The 15,632-nt window shown below is 66.8% G+C and carries 14 protein-coding genes and 1 pseudogene; 6 read left to right on the top strand and 9 right to left on the bottom strand.

The annotated features are described in order from the left end of the window. Positions 1 to 120 (top strand): annotated as a pseudogene (locus tag JOZ00_RS20820) (dihydrofolate reductase); the annotation flags it as partial. A 10-nt stretch (positions 121 to 130) separates the two neighbouring features. Here JOZ00_RS20820 and JOZ00_RS20825 read toward each other — a convergent pair. Beyond that, entirely contained in the window at positions 131 to 1,189 is a 1,059-nt protein-coding gene (locus JOZ00_RS20825) for a DUF4192 domain-containing protein (RefSeq protein ID WP_293347341.1), read from the bottom strand. Between the two features lie 113 nt (positions 1,190 to 1,302). Here JOZ00_RS20825 and sthA point away from each other — a divergent pair, with 113 nt between their 5' ends. Further along, positions 1,303 to 2,718 carry a Si-specific NAD(P)(+) transhydrogenase gene (sthA, locus tag JOZ00_RS20830; RefSeq protein ID WP_293347344.1) on the top strand — a complete coding sequence of 472 codons (1,416 nt, stop codon included), beginning with the start codon at positions 1,303 to 1,305 and terminating at the stop codon, positions 2,716 to 2,718. A 131-nt stretch (positions 2,719 to 2,849) separates the two neighbouring features. Here the strand turns inward: sthA and JOZ00_RS20835 are convergent, their stop codons facing one another. Further along, a complete protein-coding gene (locus tag JOZ00_RS20835; protein WP_293347374.1) occupies positions 2,850 to 3,686 on the bottom strand; it encodes a serine protease in 837 nt (278 codons plus the stop codon). Positions 3,687 to 3,929: 243 nt separating this feature from the next. Between JOZ00_RS20835 and JOZ00_RS20840 the strand changes: the two genes are divergently transcribed. From JOZ00_RS20840 to JOZ00_RS20850, 3 genes are all read left to right on the top strand, one after another. Continuing rightward, positions 3,930 to 4,904: a PAC2 family protein gene (locus JOZ00_RS20840; protein ID WP_293347347.1), complete on the top strand. Its 975-nt coding sequence runs from the start codon at positions 3,930 to 3,932 to the stop codon at positions 4,902 to 4,904. Between the two features lie 64 nt (positions 4,905 to 4,968). Then, the gene (locus tag JOZ00_RS20845) at positions 4,969 to 6,000 is read left to right on the top strand and encodes an alpha/beta hydrolase (protein WP_293347350.1); all 1,032 of its coding nucleotides are present in this window, start codon (positions 4,969 to 4,971) and stop codon (positions 5,998 to 6,000) included. Between the two features lie 48 nt (positions 6,001 to 6,048). After that, entirely contained in the window at positions 6,049 to 6,747 is a 699-nt protein-coding gene (locus JOZ00_RS20850) for a PhzF family phenazine biosynthesis protein (RefSeq protein WP_293347353.1), read from the top strand. Here JOZ00_RS20850 and JOZ00_RS20855 read toward each other — a convergent pair. From JOZ00_RS20855 to JOZ00_RS20865, 3 genes are all read right to left on the bottom strand, one after another. After that, on the bottom strand, positions 6,719 to 7,240 hold the full coding sequence (locus JOZ00_RS20855) for a peroxynitrite isomerase (protein ID WP_293347356.1): 522 nt from the start codon (positions 7,238 to 7,240) through the stop codon (positions 6,719 to 6,721). The two genes, JOZ00_RS20850 and JOZ00_RS20855, sit on opposite strands and share 29 nt — an antisense overlap. A gap of 40 nt (positions 7,241 to 7,280) precedes the next feature. Then, on the bottom strand, positions 7,281 to 7,745 hold the full coding sequence (gene nrdR / locus JOZ00_RS20860; protein ID WP_293347359.1) for a transcriptional regulator NrdR: 465 nt from the start codon (positions 7,743 to 7,745) through the stop codon (positions 7,281 to 7,283). Positions 7,746 to 7,897: 152 nt separating this feature from the next. Beyond that, positions 7,898 to 8,392 (bottom strand): LysM peptidoglycan-binding domain-containing protein, encoded by a 495-nt coding sequence (locus JOZ00_RS20865; protein WP_293347362.1) that lies wholly within the window; start codon positions 8,390 to 8,392, stop codon positions 7,898 to 7,900. 292 nt (positions 8,393 to 8,684) lie between these two features. Here JOZ00_RS20865 and lexA point away from each other — a divergent pair, with 292 nt between their 5' ends. Beyond that, the gene (gene lexA, locus JOZ00_RS20870; protein WP_293347365.1) at positions 8,685 to 9,386 is read left to right on the top strand and encodes a transcriptional repressor LexA; all 702 of its coding nucleotides are present in this window, start codon (positions 8,685 to 8,687) and stop codon (positions 9,384 to 9,386) included. 9 nt (positions 9,387 to 9,395) lie between these two features. On the opposite strand, the gene JOZ00_RS20875 is transcribed toward lexA, so the two are convergent. From JOZ00_RS20875 to dapF, 4 genes are all read right to left on the bottom strand, one after another. After that, on the bottom strand, positions 9,396 to 11,612 hold the full coding sequence (locus JOZ00_RS20875) for a hypothetical protein (RefSeq protein ID WP_293347377.1): 2,217 nt from the start codon (positions 11,610 to 11,612) through the stop codon (positions 9,396 to 9,398). Positions 11,613 to 12,005: 393 nt separating this feature from the next. Beyond that, a complete protein-coding gene (locus JOZ00_RS20880) occupies positions 12,006 to 13,166 on the bottom strand; it encodes an acyl-CoA dehydrogenase family protein (protein WP_293347368.1) in 1,161 nt (386 codons plus the stop codon). Positions 13,167 to 13,248: 82 nt separating this feature from the next. Beyond that, positions 13,249 to 14,685, bottom strand: coding sequence for a GTPase HflX (gene hflX / locus JOZ00_RS20885; protein WP_293347371.1), 1,437 nt, complete (start codon positions 14,683 to 14,685; stop codon positions 13,249 to 13,251). 46 nt (positions 14,686 to 14,731) lie between these two features. Beyond that, positions 14,732 to 15,616, bottom strand: coding sequence for a diaminopimelate epimerase (gene dapF, locus JOZ00_RS20890; RefSeq protein WP_293347380.1), 885 nt, complete (start codon positions 15,614 to 15,616; stop codon positions 14,732 to 14,734). Positions 15,617 to 15,632 lie beyond the last annotated feature (16 nt).

Genomic DNA, 15,632 nt, shown 5'->3' on the forward strand with positions numbered 1-15,632 from the left:
CCCAACGCGCGCGTGACCGTCGAGACCGGCGCCGCCGGGGTGACCATCGTCATTCCGGGCCACGAGGACGTCACGCTGCCGCACGACATGTCCTACGCGGTCAAGGTCGAGAAGGTCTGACCGCTCACCGCTAGCACGCCCTTCGGCCGAACGGCCGTCGCGGCGGTATACGGACACCGAACCGCTTGGCCAGCCGGTAACCGGTGTGCGCCAGTTCGCGGATGTCCTCCGGCCGCAGGCCGGTCTGCAAGGCGATGTCCAGCATGCCCGCCATCCGGTGGTCGGGATCGCAGCGCAGCGCGGCCTCCAGCGACACCCCGGCAAGCGGCCCGTCGCCGCGGGCGTACGCGTTGAACGCGAGCAACACCAGCGCCTCGACCCGCCAGGGAGCGGGCAGGGTGCGCGCCAGCAGGGCCCACAACGACTCGACCTCGCCCGCATTCTCGCCGACGGCGAGGGCATACAAAATGTCGCGCACTTCCGCGTCCCTGAGCGCGCAGCCCAGCGATGCCAACTCGTCGTCGGAGGGCGATCGGCCCGACGCGACGCGGGAGGCCGCGCCCATCGCGGCCTCCACGTCGCCGCGGGTGCACCGGATCGGATCCGCGCGATGCGCGGCCCGCCGCCGCAGCGCCTGTCGCTTCACGACCGCCGTCAGCTCCGCACTGCGCGCCGGGTCGTCGACCGCGATGACGGCTTGCAGATCGGCACGCCGCGGGTAGAGCCGCCTGCCGTCCAGGACGGCCGCGGCGGCCAGCGGCGACGCCGAAGGATCGTCGATCAGACCGCTTGCGCCGCAACCGTCCACGCAATGCCAGTGTCCGCCGCGGGCGACCCGGTCCACCACATGCGCGGCCCACAGCTGAATGTCGTGCTGCGACAACGCCTCTGAGAGTGCCGCACACAGCCGCCGGTATTCCTCGTTGCAGCACGGGCAGTGCGCGCCGTCGGCGCTGACGATCACCGCGATCGCGGCCTCGGGCCGGGCCGCGCCCGCGACCTCGGCCAGGTGTCCGATGCGCTCGGCCAGCTTCTCGGACAGGTCGACACGCATCACCGATCCGAGTTCGCCGTCGTCCAAAGACACCAGTACCAATGAATTTTCGGGAACGAAGCTGAGAACGGCGGGCAACGCGGCGATGAGTGCGCCGGGGCGATTCAGTTCGAAGTCAGGTCGATGCGTCGTCATGAGCACCAACGCTGACCGCCGGCACCGTCAGCCGGTGCGCACGCGTACGGGTGGATCGGCGGACCTGTGCATGAACCCAGCACTGTGAGTTCAGCTGATTTACTGTTTACCCCATGGGTTCGGCGCAAGAGTACGACATGGTGGTCATCGGCTCGGGGCCCGGCGGACAGAAGGCCGCCATCGCCTCGGCGAAGTTGGGCAAGTCGGTCGCAGTCGTCGAACGCGGCCAGATGCTCGGCGGTGTGTGCGTCCAGACCGGCACGATTCCGTCAAAGACGTTGCGGGAGGCCGTTCTCTACCTCACTGGGATGAGCCAGCGCGAACTGTATGGCGCGAGCTATCGGGTCAAGGAGAAGATCACCCCGGCCGATCTGCTGGCGCGCACCCAGCACGTGATCGGCAGGGAAGTCGATGTGGTGCGCAATCAGCTCATGCGCAACCGCATCGACCTGCTGGTCGGTCACGGGCGCTTCCTCGACCCGCACACCATCGAGGTCGAGGACCCTTCCCATCGCGAAAAGCTAACCATCAGCGGCAAATTCATCGTCATCGCCACCGGCACCACGCCGGCTCGGCCGTCCGGGGTCGAGTTCGACGAGGACCGGGTGTTGGACTCCGACGGGATCCTGGATCTCAAAACGCTGCCCACCTCCATGGTGGTGGTCGGCGCCGGTGTCATCGGCATCGAATACGCTTCGATGTTCGCCGCGCTGGGCACCAAGGTCACCGTCGTGGAGAAGCGAAGCGACATGCTCGATTTCTGCGACCCCGAGGTGGTCGAGGCGCTGAAGTTCCACCTGCGCGACCTGGCCGTGACGTTCCGGTTCGGTGAGGAGGTGACCGGGGTCGACGTCGGCTCGGCGGGCACCGTCACCACGCTGGCCAGCGGCAAGCAGATCCCCGCCGAGACGGTGATGTACTCCGCCGGGCGGCAGGGCCAGACCGACCACCTCGACCTCCACAACGCCGAGCTGGAGGCCGACAACCGCGGCCGGATCTTTGTCGACGACTTCTTCCAGACCAAGGTGCCGCACATCTACGCCGTCGGCGACGTGATCGGATTCCCCGCGCTGGCCGCCACTTCGATGGAGCAGGGACGGCTCGCGGCCTACCACGCGTTCGGGGAGCCGACCGACGGCATCACCGAGCTGCAGCCGATCGGCATCTACTCCATTCCCGAGGTGTCCTACGTCGGCGCCACCGAGGTGGAACTGACGAAGGACTCAATCCCCTACGAGGTCGGGGTGGCCAGGTACCGGGAGCTGGCGCGCGGCCAGATCGCCGGCGACTCCTACGGCATGCTGAAGCTGCTGGTGTCCACCGAGGACCTGAAGCTACTCGGGGTCCACATCTTCGGCACCAGCGCCACCGAGATGGTGCACATCGGCCAGGCCGTGATGGGCTGCGGTGGCACGGTCGAGTACCTGGTGGACGCGGTGTTCAACTACCCCACCTTCTCCGAGGCCTACAAGGTGGCCGCGCTCGACGTGATGAACAAGGTGCGAGCGCTCAACCAGTTCCGCCACTAGAGCGCTCAACCCGTTCGGCTACCAACCCGATGGTGGCGACCCGCTGCACCCGGCTCCGCCGCGCTGGCGATCGCCACTAACCCGATGGTGGCGACCCGCTGCACCCGGCTCCGCCGCGCTGGCGATCGCCACTAACAGGCGTCCCCGAGGTCGTTCGGAACCGGATCGCCGGGACCGCCCGCCTCGGCGCGGTTGAGCAACTGCGCGGTCTGCGCGTCGAACGGCGCCGAATACGACACATTGGCCGAGCACCCGCCGCGCTCGTAACCGCCGATCAGACCGGTGAGAATGGTGCCGCTGACCCACGGCGCGCCGCTGGTGCCGTCGACCATCCCCTCGCACGTCAACGATGGGAACCCGCTGTCGTTGACCGATGTGCTGGCCTGACACCCGACGGGTGAGCCCCCGACGCCGGCCGGATAGCCCAGCACTGTGACGTGGCTGCCGGGCGCGGGCGCGGTGCCCAGCGTCAGCGCCAGACCGACGTGCGACTCGACCGAACCACCTGCATCGTTGTTGACCCGCGCGATCGCGTAATCGGCGTGAGGGTCCTTGCTGGCCGTCCAGCGCGGGTCGAGGTAGACGGCGTCGGCCTTCCACACATCGGCGGCCGCGGGCGCGCCGTCGCCGGCAAACCCCGGGATGAAGGTGATCTGCGTCGCTCCGGCCAGGCAGTGCGCCGCGGTGATCATCAGGTTGCCGCTCGCGGAATGCACCACCGAGCCCGTGCAGACGTGCAATGGCCCGTTGTCGATGAAGATCGCGCCGACGCGCTTGTCCGGGTCCACCGGACCCGCGACGGCCTTTTGTTGGGGCTGGCTGAGCCGCTGGACCGGCCCGCTCGTCCGAGTCGGGGACACCGTGGGACCCAGCACGAGGTCGCCGGGCCGGCCGCACGACGTCAGCGGCGCCGCCAGGGCCACTGCCGTGCAAAGCATTACCATCGGTGCGCGCATCGGATTCATCATGCCTGACGGCACGGCGGCAAGCCGACCGCAACGCGTCGCAGCTCGCCGGGTGGTTTGCTGGCTCGGGCTAGCTAGAAGCCGACCCGCGTCCGCTGAATATGTACCATCCGGATTACGTTTATGCGTAATAGCGTTTTCGCTTGAAACCGCACTCGGGTTCGCTGCTTGATATCGATGCCGCCTGATTCAGGTGACACTTGTAGGGCACCCTGGAGAAACCCCCGGGAGGAGGCAAACCCCAAAATGGCTCACCACAAAGACCCAGATGAACCGTATTACCAGCCGGGTCAGGCGGGTATGTACGAGCTTGAGCTGCCCGCCCCGCAGTTGTCGACGTCCGATGGCCGCGGCCCGGTGTTACTGCACGCTCTGGAGGGCTTTTCCGACGCCGGTCACGCGATACGGCTGGCCGCCACCCATCTGAAGACGGCGCTGGACACCGAACTGGTCGCGTCCTTCGCTATCGACGAATTGCTGGACTACCGGTCGCGGCGTCCGCTGATGACCTTCAAGACCGATCACTTCACCAGCTACGACGACCCCGAGCTGAGTTTGTATGCGATGCGCGACACGCTCGGCACCCCGTTTCTGCTGTTGGCCGGGATGGAACCGGACCTGAAATGGGAGCGCTTCGTCACCGCCGTTCGCCTGCTGGCCGAGCGTCTCGGCGTGCGCCGGACCATCGGCCTGGGCACGGTGCCGATGGCGGTTCCGCACACCCGGCCGATCACGATGACCGCGCACTCCAACAACTCGGAGTTGATCGCCGAATTTCAGCCGTGGATCTCCGAGATCCAGGTTCCCGGCAGCGCCTCCAACCTGCTGGAATACCGCATGGCCCAGCACGGCCACGAGGTCATCGGGTACACCGTGCACGTCCCGCACTACCTGACGCAGACCGACTATCCGGCTGCGGCGCAGGCGTTGCTCGAGCAAGTGGCCAAGGCCGCGACGCTGGAGCTGCCGGTGTCGGCGTTATCCGAAGCGGCGACGGTGATCCGCGACAAGATCGACGAGCAGGTCCAGGCCAGCGCGGAGGTAGCTCAAGTGGTGGCGGCACTTGAGCGTCAGTACGATGCGTTCATCGACGCTCAGGAGAACAGGTCGTTACTAGCGCACGACGAGGATCTACCTAGCGGCGATGAGCTTGGCGCGGAGTTTGAGCGATTCCTGGCCCAACAGGCGGAGAAGAAGTTCGACGACGACGACCAGGGATGACAGTTCTGCAACGTCCTTGTTAACTAGACCGCCCTTAGCCCGGCCCGACACCAAGATTGGCGATATGACCGAGCGGAAGCGCAAGAGCACGCTTCGCCCGGTGCGTGAGGTGACAGCGCCCAGGCTGGAATTCCGCACCATCCACGGTTACCGGCGGGCGTTCCGGATCGCCGGGTCCGGGCCTGCGATATTGCTCATCCACGGCATCGGCGACAACTCGACCACCTGGAATGGCGTGCAGGCCAAGCTTGCTCAGCGGTTCACGGTCATCGCCCCCGATCTACTGGGTCACGGGCAATCCGACAAGCCGCGCGCCGACTACTCGATTGCCGCGTACGCGAACGGGATGCGTGACCTGCTCAGCGTGCTCGACATCGAGCGGGCGACCATCGTCGGTCATTCCCTCGGCGGCGGCGTGGCGATGCAATTCGCCTACCAGTTCCCGCATTTGGTGGAGAGGCTGATCCTGGTCGGCGCCGGTGGCGTCACCAAGGACGTCAACTTCGTGTTGCGGTGGGCTTCGCTGCCGATGGGCAGCGAAGCCATCGCCCTGCTGCGGCTGCCCCTGGTGCTGCCCGCGGTTCAGGCCCTGGGGCGTGTGATGGGCCTGGCGCTGGGCAGCACCGGCCTGGGCCGCGATCTGCCGAACGTGCTGCGGATTCTCGATGACCTGCCGGAGCCGACGGCCTCGGCGGCATTCAGCCGGACCCTGCGAGCGGTGGTGGACTGGCGCGGGCAGATCGTCACCATGCTCGACCGATGTTATTTGACCGAGGCCATCCCGGTGCAGATCGTCTGGGGCACCAAGGATGTGGTGGTGCCCGTCCGGCACGCGTGGATGGCGCACGCCGCGATGCCCGGCTCTCGCCTCGAAATCTTCCAGGGCTCCGGCCACTTCCCGTTTCACGACGACCCGGCCCGCTTCATCGACGTCGTCGAAAGCTTCATCGATTCCACTCAACCCGGCGAATACGATCAGAGCGCCCTTCGCGAGCTGCTGCGCACTGGCGGCGGCGCGAAGACGGTGACGGGCTCAACTCCCACCCGGGTCGCCGTCCTGAACGCCATCGGCTCCGACGAGCGCAGCGCCACCTGACTCCCCCTTGATCTCACCGCCCGATCGCCCGCGCACTAAAGTCGGGCCATGGCTATCGACGTGACGGTGTTGCGTGTGTTCACCGATTCGGACGGGAATTTCGGTAATCCCCTCGGCGTGGTCGACGCCAACCAGGTCGGACTCGCCGATCGGCAGCCACTGGCAACTCAATTGGGTTACAGCGAAACAGTTTTCGTCGAACTTCCATCCGCCGGCTCGGCAACCGCGCAAGCCACCATCTACACCCCACAGATCGAAATCCCATTCGCCGGGCACCCGACCGTCGGCGTGTCGTGGTGGTTGCGGGAAAACGGTTGGTCGATCAACACACTGCAGGTACCGGCAGGCCTCGTGCAGGTCAGCCACGACGCCGGTTCCGAGGGCGTCGGCACCAGTATCAGCGCGCGCTCGGAATGGGCGCCCGAATTCGCGCTGCACGAATTCGGTTCAGTCGACGAACTTCTCGCCGCCGACCCGGCCGACTTCTCCGACGACACACCGCACTATCTGTGGGCCTGGACCGATCAGGCCACCGGATCCCTGCGCGCCCGGGTCTTCGTCGCCAATCTCGGTGTGCCGGAAGACGAAGCGACGGGTTCGGCGGCCATGCGGATCACCGACTACTTGAGCCGGAACCTGCACATCACCCAGGGCAAGGGGTCCGTCATCGAAACCACCTGGAGCGCGGAGGGGTGGGTGGGGGTGACCGGGCGTGTCGTCAACGACGGTGTGCGACAAGTGGATTGACGCGGGTCCAGCGCTGCCGGTGCAGTACGGCGGTGAGGTGATTCTGCAGCGGCTGCCCGACCGCACCCATCTGCACGGAGTACGACAGCTCGTCGCCGTCGATGCGAAAGGAACGTCCCAGCGCGGTCACCTCTTTGGCCGTGGGGGCCAAACCGATGGTCGCCGTGGACATCTCGATTTCGATGAGGTCGCCGGAGACCGCATACGTGCCCACTTCGATTTCGGTGATGCCGTTCGGGTGGGCGAGCACCAATTCGACGTGGCCCGGTTTGGGGGCACGAAGATATCCCGTCTCGGCGTGCAACGGCCTGCCGTCGGCCGCCGCCCTGGTCTTCTGCGCGTAGGCCAAAAACGGCTTCCCGACATGGGAGAACACGACTTCTTCCAGATAGTCGAACGGCTCGATTGTCGGATACTTGCCCTCACCCCGGCCCGTCCACGTTCCCAGCAACGGCGCAAGCGGCTGGACGTCGGGATGCAAGTCGGGAGGCATGAGGACGAGACTACCGGCGGGTCGATCTGGGTTGGCCGGGTCAGGTCGGCGTCGACACCTTCCGGTGATCGCGCAGCGCCTGGATTTCGCGCTCGAAATCCTCCGCGGACTCAAAGGAGCGGTACACCGAGGCGAAGCGTAAGTATGCCACCTCGTCCAGGTCGCGCAACGGTCCCAGAATGGCCAGCCCGACCTCATGGCTCGGGACCTCCGGCGAGCCCGCGGCGCGCACGGTGTCTTCCACCTGTTGGGCAAGCAGATTCAGCGCATCGTCGTCGACTTGGCGACCCTGGCAGGCCCGGCGGACACCGCTGATGACCTTCTCTCTGCTGAACGGCTCGGTGACACCGCTGCGTTTGACCACCGCCAGGATCGCGGTCTCCACCGTAGTGAAACGCCGGCCGCACTCGGGGCACGATCGGCGGCGGCGAATGGCCTGGCCTTCATCGGTTTCCCGCGAGTCGATCACCCGGGAGTCGGGATGACGGCAGAAGGGACAGTGCATCACCGCTCCTTCGCTGAGCCGAACACCAGATACCGCAGCACTTTGAGCGTACCTGGGCTTTGACCAGCGCGGCTAATGGAACCGCGGAGTACGTACGTTGACCGGGTGGGAACGAGGAGGCTTAGCGCAGAATCGTTTTCGCGATGGGGTCGTCAGCTGACCGGAGCGATCAGGGTTTGACCCGCAACCAGGGTCGGCGAGTTCAGGTCGTTGAGTTCGCGGATCCGCTCGGCGACCTGGCGAGCCGGCGCATCGGGTGCCACGCGGTGGGCGACGTCGGCCAGCGACTCCCCCGCCTCGACCCGTACGACGGCGACCCGGTCCGGCAGGTGGGTGGCCGAACTCGCGGAATCTCCGTTGAGTACCTGCCCGACGTTCGCGACCAGGCCCAGCCACAGGGTGATCGCCCCGGCGGCCAGCGCCAGCCCGACCGTCGTCGCCCAGGTGACGGAACGCTTGCGGTGCGGGGCGACCGACATCGCGACGCCGGTCCCGTAGTAGCGCATGGGCACGCCCGCCGGCCTCGACGGGCCGGGGCGCCGGGACCGGGCGGCGACATTGCGCCCGTACCGAAGCTCCTGAACGGGCCCGTTGATCGGGCGCCGGGCACTGCTGGTGCGCGGCGAGACGGTGTGGATGATTGTCATCTGCGTTCCTCCGGTCAACTAATCCTCGCTCGTGTGTTCGACTGTATCGCTCGTGTGTTCGAAGTCCGAACATTTGAGCGAAGCGTGTCGCACGAGCAAACGCTAGACCACGCCACCGACAAGTTGCTGTCGGTCGTTACCACTGGCATACGGCTCAAGTACCCGATCTTTTGAAGAGTTACACCTTTGTTATTCGCCACGCCGCACGGTTTATTCCCGCGTCCCGGCAAACCGCGACACGCAGTCGAACACATGTTTGATTCTCGGCTTCTTCGCGGTTACATTCATTGCCATGAGCGACAGCAACGACACCTCATCGGCCGGCGTACACGCCCGGCCGCATTCCGTGGATTCATCGCTTACCCAGCGGCAACGCACCATCCTGAACGTCATCCGTGAGTCGGTGACCACCCGGGGATACCCGCCGAGCATCAGGGAGATCGGCGATGCGGTCGGCCTGACGTCGACATCCTCCGTGGCCCACCAACTGCGCACCCTCGAGCGCAAGGGATACCTGCGGCGCGACCCGAACCGCCCCCGCGCGGTCGATGTCCGTGGCGCAGACGACGCGGTGCCGGCGGCGCCGGTCACCGACGTCGCGGGGTCTGACGCCTTGCCGGAACCCACGTTCGTCCCGGTCCTCGGGCGGATCGCGGCCGGTGGGCCCATCCTGGCCGAGGAAGCCGTCGAAGACGTCTTTCCCCTACCGCGCGAGCTGGTCGGCGAGGGCACGCTCTTCCTGCTCAAGGTCGTCGGCGACTCGATGATCGAGGCCGCGATCTGCGACGGCGACTGGGTGGTGGTGCGCCAGCAGAACGTCGCCAACAACGGCGACATCGTCGCGGCCATGCTCGACGGCGAAGCCACCGTCAAGACGTTCAAGCGGGCGGGCGGTCAGGTCTGGCTGATGCCGCACAACCCGGCGTTCGATCCCATCCCGGGCAACGACGCGACCGTGCTCGGCAAGGTCGTCACCGTGATCCGCAAGGTCTAGCGCGCCGGTTCAGTCGGCCTTGACGAAGCCGTTGGCCTGCGCCACCTCTTCGCTCGCCAGCCAGATCTCGGCGAGTGTGTCGTGGTAGAGGTCGCTGCCCGGCGTGTAGTACAGGCCGAATCGGGCGCTGGCCTTGATCGGGTATCCCTCCGGCATCTGATACGGGTCTTCCAGTGGCAGGTGGATGGTCGGTCGCCCGGCCGGACCCGCCACCGGGCCGGTCGGTTGGCCGTCGTCTGACGCGTCCTCTTCATCCGCCGCGGCGTGCCGCCCGGCCCTCGATCCCATGGCCGCGGCCGCCCCACCAGCGGCCGCCCCACCTGCGATGACCGCCTCCGACGGCCGGACGTTGGGGGCCGCGGACTCCGGCGTGCCGACCTCCTCATAGTCGGCGTCCACGTGACCGGCGATCGGATACGCCGCTTCGTCGGCCTCGTCGGGCCCGACGGTCTCGGGGACCTCTTCGGCGTACTCGGTCTCGGCGACGTCGGCCTCGATGTAGTCGTCCTCGGCTACCGCGGGCGCAGCGTACTCGGCTTCGGCGACACCGGCGTCGTCGTACTCGGCCTCCTCGACGTCGAGATAGCCTGCCTCCGAGAGCATCTCGTCCGTGACGACGGGGAACGAGTCGGTGTCCACCGCGTCGGGGTCTTCCTGCTCGCCCGCGAATTCGCCCGCGAACGGCTCATCAGTCGCATCTTGACGCCGCCAGCTGACCCGCGACGCCAATCCGGGATCCGGCGGTGGCTCGTGTTCTGGCTGGTGGGAGTCGTCGAGCCCGAAATGCTCGGTCGCGCCCTCGGCGTCGTCGGATGCCCAGCGCCTGCCCATTGTGGGGTCATAGCCCGCGTCCACGTCGCGGTCGGGCTGATAGATGGGGCTGGCGATCTGCTGCCCGGCGCCACGCCGGCGCCGTCCGAACACCAGCCATACCAGCAACCCGAGCAGCACCAGCACCGGAATGACGGCCAGTGCCCACCACCACTGCCAGGCGAACTTCTTGCCGTGCGACGGCATGGCCGAACCGCTCGGCTGGTTCTGCCCGGACACCTGAAGGCCGGACAACAGCGGGGCCAGGTTGGACGGGTCGGTGTTGAACGTGTTCTTCGCCCGGTTCCACGAGATCTTGCCGCCGGCGAACTGCTGCGAGATGACGTCGCCGTCGACGGCCTGATCGGCCACCGGGGCGCCCAGCTTGCCCGCCGGACCCCGGAGCTTGTCCCACGCGGCCTTCATCGCTCCACGCACCACGAACGCGCCGTGGTCGGGTGTCCAGAAAATCACCGGCTTGTCTTTGGCAGAGAAGGTGGCGATGTGGCTGGACGGTCCGACGCCGCCGTCGGTCTCATTGGCGGTAGGGAAACCCAGGTCGCTACCGCCGGGGCCGCCCAGCGACTCGTATTTGGCCAGGATGTCGTTCTCGATGGCGTTCGCACCGGTGGCCGGGCTGAAGAACACCTTGCCGCCGACGAAGTTCTGGGCGAGTCCGTCGCCGCCGATCGGATACTGCCCACCCTGCCTGGCGCCCAGCGGGCCGTTCGGGCCGCCGGCCGCGCGCCACGCCGTGTTGATCTCCGCGGTCGGATCGATCGCGACCTGCAGGCCCTTCAACTGGTCGGCCAGCGCGGGCGGATCCGTGGTGAATTGCTTCGTCTGCCGGTCCCAGGAGACCTGTCCCCCGCTGAACTTCTGCGACGACACCGTGCCGCTGTAGGTCTCGTCGCCGACCGGGACACCGAGAACGCCGCCGGAGCTGCCGAGCTTGTCCCAGGCGGCGTTGATGGCGCCGCGCACCACGTAAGCGCCGTGGTCGGGCGTCCAATAGATCACGGGCTTGTCGCTGGCCGCGAACGTGATCACGCGGCTGTCGGGTCCGGCGAGCCCGGGCACCTCGTTGATGGAGGGGAATCCGAGATCGCTGCCGGCAGGGCCGCCCAACGACTCGTATTTGTCCAGGATCGGCCCATACGCGAATTTGGCTCCGGTCGCGGGGGTGAAGAACATCTTGCCGCCGTCGAAGTCCAGGGCGAAACCGTCGCCGACGGGGTAGACGTCACCCTTGCGGGCGCCGAGTGGTGAGGTGTCGCCGCCGGCCTTGTCCCAGGCGGCCATGATGGCGGCCTCGGCGTCGCCGATAGGAGACGCCGACGCAGGGGGCGCCAGTAAGGCGGCGGCTATTGCTGTGGTCGTCAAGCTGACCAGCACACTCCCGATCAGCCTGCGCATGTGACCTCTCTGCTCATTCACCAAGCCTCCCAGCCGACGGAACGACCGCCATCTGCGGCTATGTCCGTACCTGCATACCCGGCGAGCGGGCCGTGCTCGAACCGCGGGGAAGCACCCCATGACGATCCGCATTATCGCCGGGCTCGCATTACTTTGCTCCAGCCGACCAGAAATGCGAAGTCAAATTACGAAATTTGCAAAAACGGATACCACGTTGATGTGGAAATGTTGCAGGTTAATGCCCGGATCGCGACCAACGGCGCGCACAACGCACCAAGTCCTGGGGCAATACCCGATTGCGCTGCGCCGATCGTGATCGCAGGTGTGATGATCCGTTACCGCGCAGTATTAACCGCGCAAAGATTGTGCCCGCGAAAACGGGCGGAACATTGATCAGACGCCGAGGCTACGGCCGATGATCTCTTTCATGATCTCGGTCGTGCCGCCGTAGATCGTCTGCACCCGCGCATCGAGATAGGCACGCGCTACCGGGTATTCGCGCATGTAGCCATATCCGCCGTGCAGTTGCAGGCAGCGATCGATCAAGTGCACCTGCTTTTCGGTGGAATACCACTTCGCCATCGCGGCCTGTTCGGCGGTCAGCTCCTTGTCCAGGTGCAGCCGGACGAACTCATCGACCATCATGCGGATGACGGTCGCCTCCGTCGCCAGCTCGGCAAGCACGAAGCGGCTGTTCTGGAAACTGCCGATGGGTTTGCCGAAAGCCTTGCGCTCCTTGGTGTATTGCAGCGTGTCTTCCAGCACCTGCTCCATCGCGGCGGCCGCCATGATGGCGATCGAGATGCGCTCCTGCGGCAGGTTCTGCATGAGGTAGATGAAGCCCATGCCCTCTTCGCCCAGCAAATTCTCGGCGGGAACCTTGACGTCGGTGAACGACAACTCGGCGGTGTCCTGCGCGTCCAGCCCGATCTTGTCCAAATGCCGGCCGCGTTCGAAGCCTTCCATGCCGCGCTCGACGACGATCAGCGAAAAGCCTTGCGCTCCTTTGTCCGGATCGGTCTGCGCAACGACGATCACCAGGTCGGAGTTGATTCCGTTGGTGATGAACGTCTTTGAGCCGTTGAGCACGTAGTGGTCGTCCTGCTTGACCGCGCGCGTCTTGATTCCCTGCAGGTCGCTGCCCGTTCCCGGCTCCGTCATCGCGATCGCCGTGATCAGTTCGCCCGAGCAGAACTTCGGCAACCAGCGCTGCTTCTGCTCCTCGGTGGCCAGGGCCAGCAGGTACGGCGCCACGATGTCGTTGTGCAGGCCGAAGCCGATGCCGCCGTAGCGGCCGGCGGCGGTTTCCTCGGTGATGATCATGTTGTAGCGGAAGTCGGCGTCGCCGCCACCGCCATATTCCTCGGGCACCGCCATACCGAGGAAGCCCTGCTTACCGGCCTCCTGCCAGACACCCCGGTCGACTATTTTCGCCTTTTCCCATTCGTCGTGATAGGGCGCGACATGGCGTTCCAGGAAGCCCCGGTACGACTCGCGGAACAATTCGTGCTCCGGCTCGAAAAGAGTGCGCTGGTACTTGATGGCACTGCTCATGAACGACCTCCGGCGACTCGGGACCCTGTCGCCCAACATATACCAACCGGACGGTTGGTCGGGAATTGGCGGGGTCGGGGTGTCAGTCGGCGGAGAACTCCCGCAGGCGCCCGGCCAGCGCCATCGGGACCCGCGCCTTGATCCGGGTGCCCTCGGCGCTGTGCTCCTCCTGCTGAATACACCCGGCGGCGTGCAGACGGGCCACCAGATCGCCGCGGTGGTACGGGATTACCACGTCCACGGCGGTGTCGGCGGGCACGGCAAGCTCGGCCATCCGTCGCCGTAACGCCTCGATACCGTCGCCCGTGCGGGCCGACACGAACACCGCGCCGGGCAGCGCGTGCCGGAGCTTGGCCAGCATCAGAGGACTCGCGGCGTCGACCTTGTTGACCACCAGCAGCTCCTGCGGCGCATCGCCGCTATCAACGCTGTAGTCGGCGATCACTTCGGAGACCACCTGACGGACCGCGTTGATCTGGGCCAGCGGATTGACGTCGGAGCCGTCGACCACGTGCACCAGCAGATCGGCGTCGACGACCTCTTCCAGGGTGGAGCGAAACGCCTCGACCAGCTGGGTGGGCAGGTGCCGGACGAATCCAACGGTGTCGGTGAGCACCACCGGCCGGCCGTCATCGAACTCCGCGCGCCGGGTGGTGGGCTCCAGCGTGGCGAACAACGCGTCCTGCACCAGCACCCCGGCACCCGTCAGCGCGTTCAGCAGGCTGGACTTGCCGGCGTTGGTGTAGCCGACGATGGCGATCGACGGCACGTCGCTGTGCAGCCGTCGGCTGCGCTGCGTGTCGCGTGCCTGCTTCATCTCCTTGATCTCGCGGCGCAGCTTGGCCATCCGCTCGCGAATCCGGCGCCGGTCGGTCTCGATCTTGGTTTCACCGGGACCACGCAGGCCCACGCCGCCCCCGCTGCCGCCGGCGCGACCACCGGCCTGCCGGGACATCGACTCACCCCAACCACGCAGCCGCGGCAGCATGTACTCCATCTGGGCCAGCGACACCTGCGCTTTGCCCTCCCGGCTGGTGGCGTGCTGGGCGAAGATATCGAGGATCAGCGCGGTGCGGTCGATGACCTTGACCTTGACGGCCTTTTCCAGCGCGGTCAGTTGCGCCGGCGACAGTTCGCCGTCGCAGATGACGGTGTCGGCACCGGTCGCCAGCACGACTTCGCGCAACTCCTGTGCCTTGCCCGAGCCGATGTAGGTCGACGAGTCCGGCTTGTCGCGGCGCTGGATCAGCCCTTCGAGCACCTGAGAGCCCGCGGTCTCGGCCAGCGCGGCCAATTCGGCCATGCTGGCCCGGCTGTCGGCGGCGGTGCCGTCGGTCCAGACGCCCACCAGGACTACCCGTTCGAGGCGAAGCTGGCGGTATTCGACTTCGGAGACGTCGGTGAGTTCGGTCGACAGACCGGCGACACGGCGCAGCGCGGAACGGTCTTCGAGAGCGAGTTCGCCCGTGCTCGGCTCGGTGGCCGTGGGCGCGTTATCGCGAAATTCGGGATATGTCATAGGCAATAAGAAATGATGCACGCCAAACCTGTGTCGTGCATCTGAATTAACGCTGAAGTCCGCGCCACCATTCCTCGCTGATTTCTCCACTGGCCACCAGCACCGAGGGGCCGCGCAGATAGCTGGTCGCATCGGTGATGGTGACGACGACTTCGCCGCCCGGCACGCGCACGGCCAACGTGCCGGTGTCGGCGCCCGCGCCGGCCAGCGCGGCGACCGCCGCGGCGACGGTTCCGGTACCGCACGAGCGGGTTTCGCCCACACCGCGTTCGTGCACGCGCATGCTGATCGCCCCGTCGGCCGGTGCGGTGACGATCTCGACGTTGACCCCGTCCGGGAACTGCGCGTGGTCGAAGCTCACCGGCGACGCCACGTCGAGCGCGGCCAGCGTGTCGGCCGTCAGATCCCGATCCACGCACGCCAGGTGGGGGTTGCCGACGTCGACGCCCATGCCGGCGAACGGGCGGCCGCCGACCGTCGCGGTGAACGCCTGTCCCCCGCTGCCGAGCGCGTTGGCCTTGCCCATGTCGACGGTGATGTCGGCCGCGGTCGCGTCGGCGCGGTGAACGACGATCGGGCGCGCGCCGGCAAGCGACCCGACCACGAATTCGTCCCGGGTCTCCATGCCGCTGGCGCGCAGGTAGTGGGCGAAGACCCGCACACCGTTGCCGCACATCTGGGCGGTGGAGCCGTCGGCGTTGCGGTAGTCCATGTACCAGTCGCCCGCACCGACGCCGTCAGGCAGCCGGTCGAGCACACCTGCGGCCAGAGCCGCGCCGGCGGTGGTCACCCGCAACACCCCGTCGGCCCCCAGCCCGCGCCGCCGGTCGCACAACGCGGCCACCCGCGCGGCGCCCAGACTCAGCTCGGCCTGCGGGTCGGGCAGCACCGCGAAGTCGTTCTCGGTGCCGTGGCCCTTCGAGAAGATCATGGGAAGATCACCTGTT

Source organism: Mycobacterium sp., from assembly GCF_019243155.1.
In the GTDB taxonomy this organism is placed as follows: Bacteria; Actinomycetota; Actinomycetes; order Mycobacteriales; family Mycobacteriaceae; genus Mycobacterium.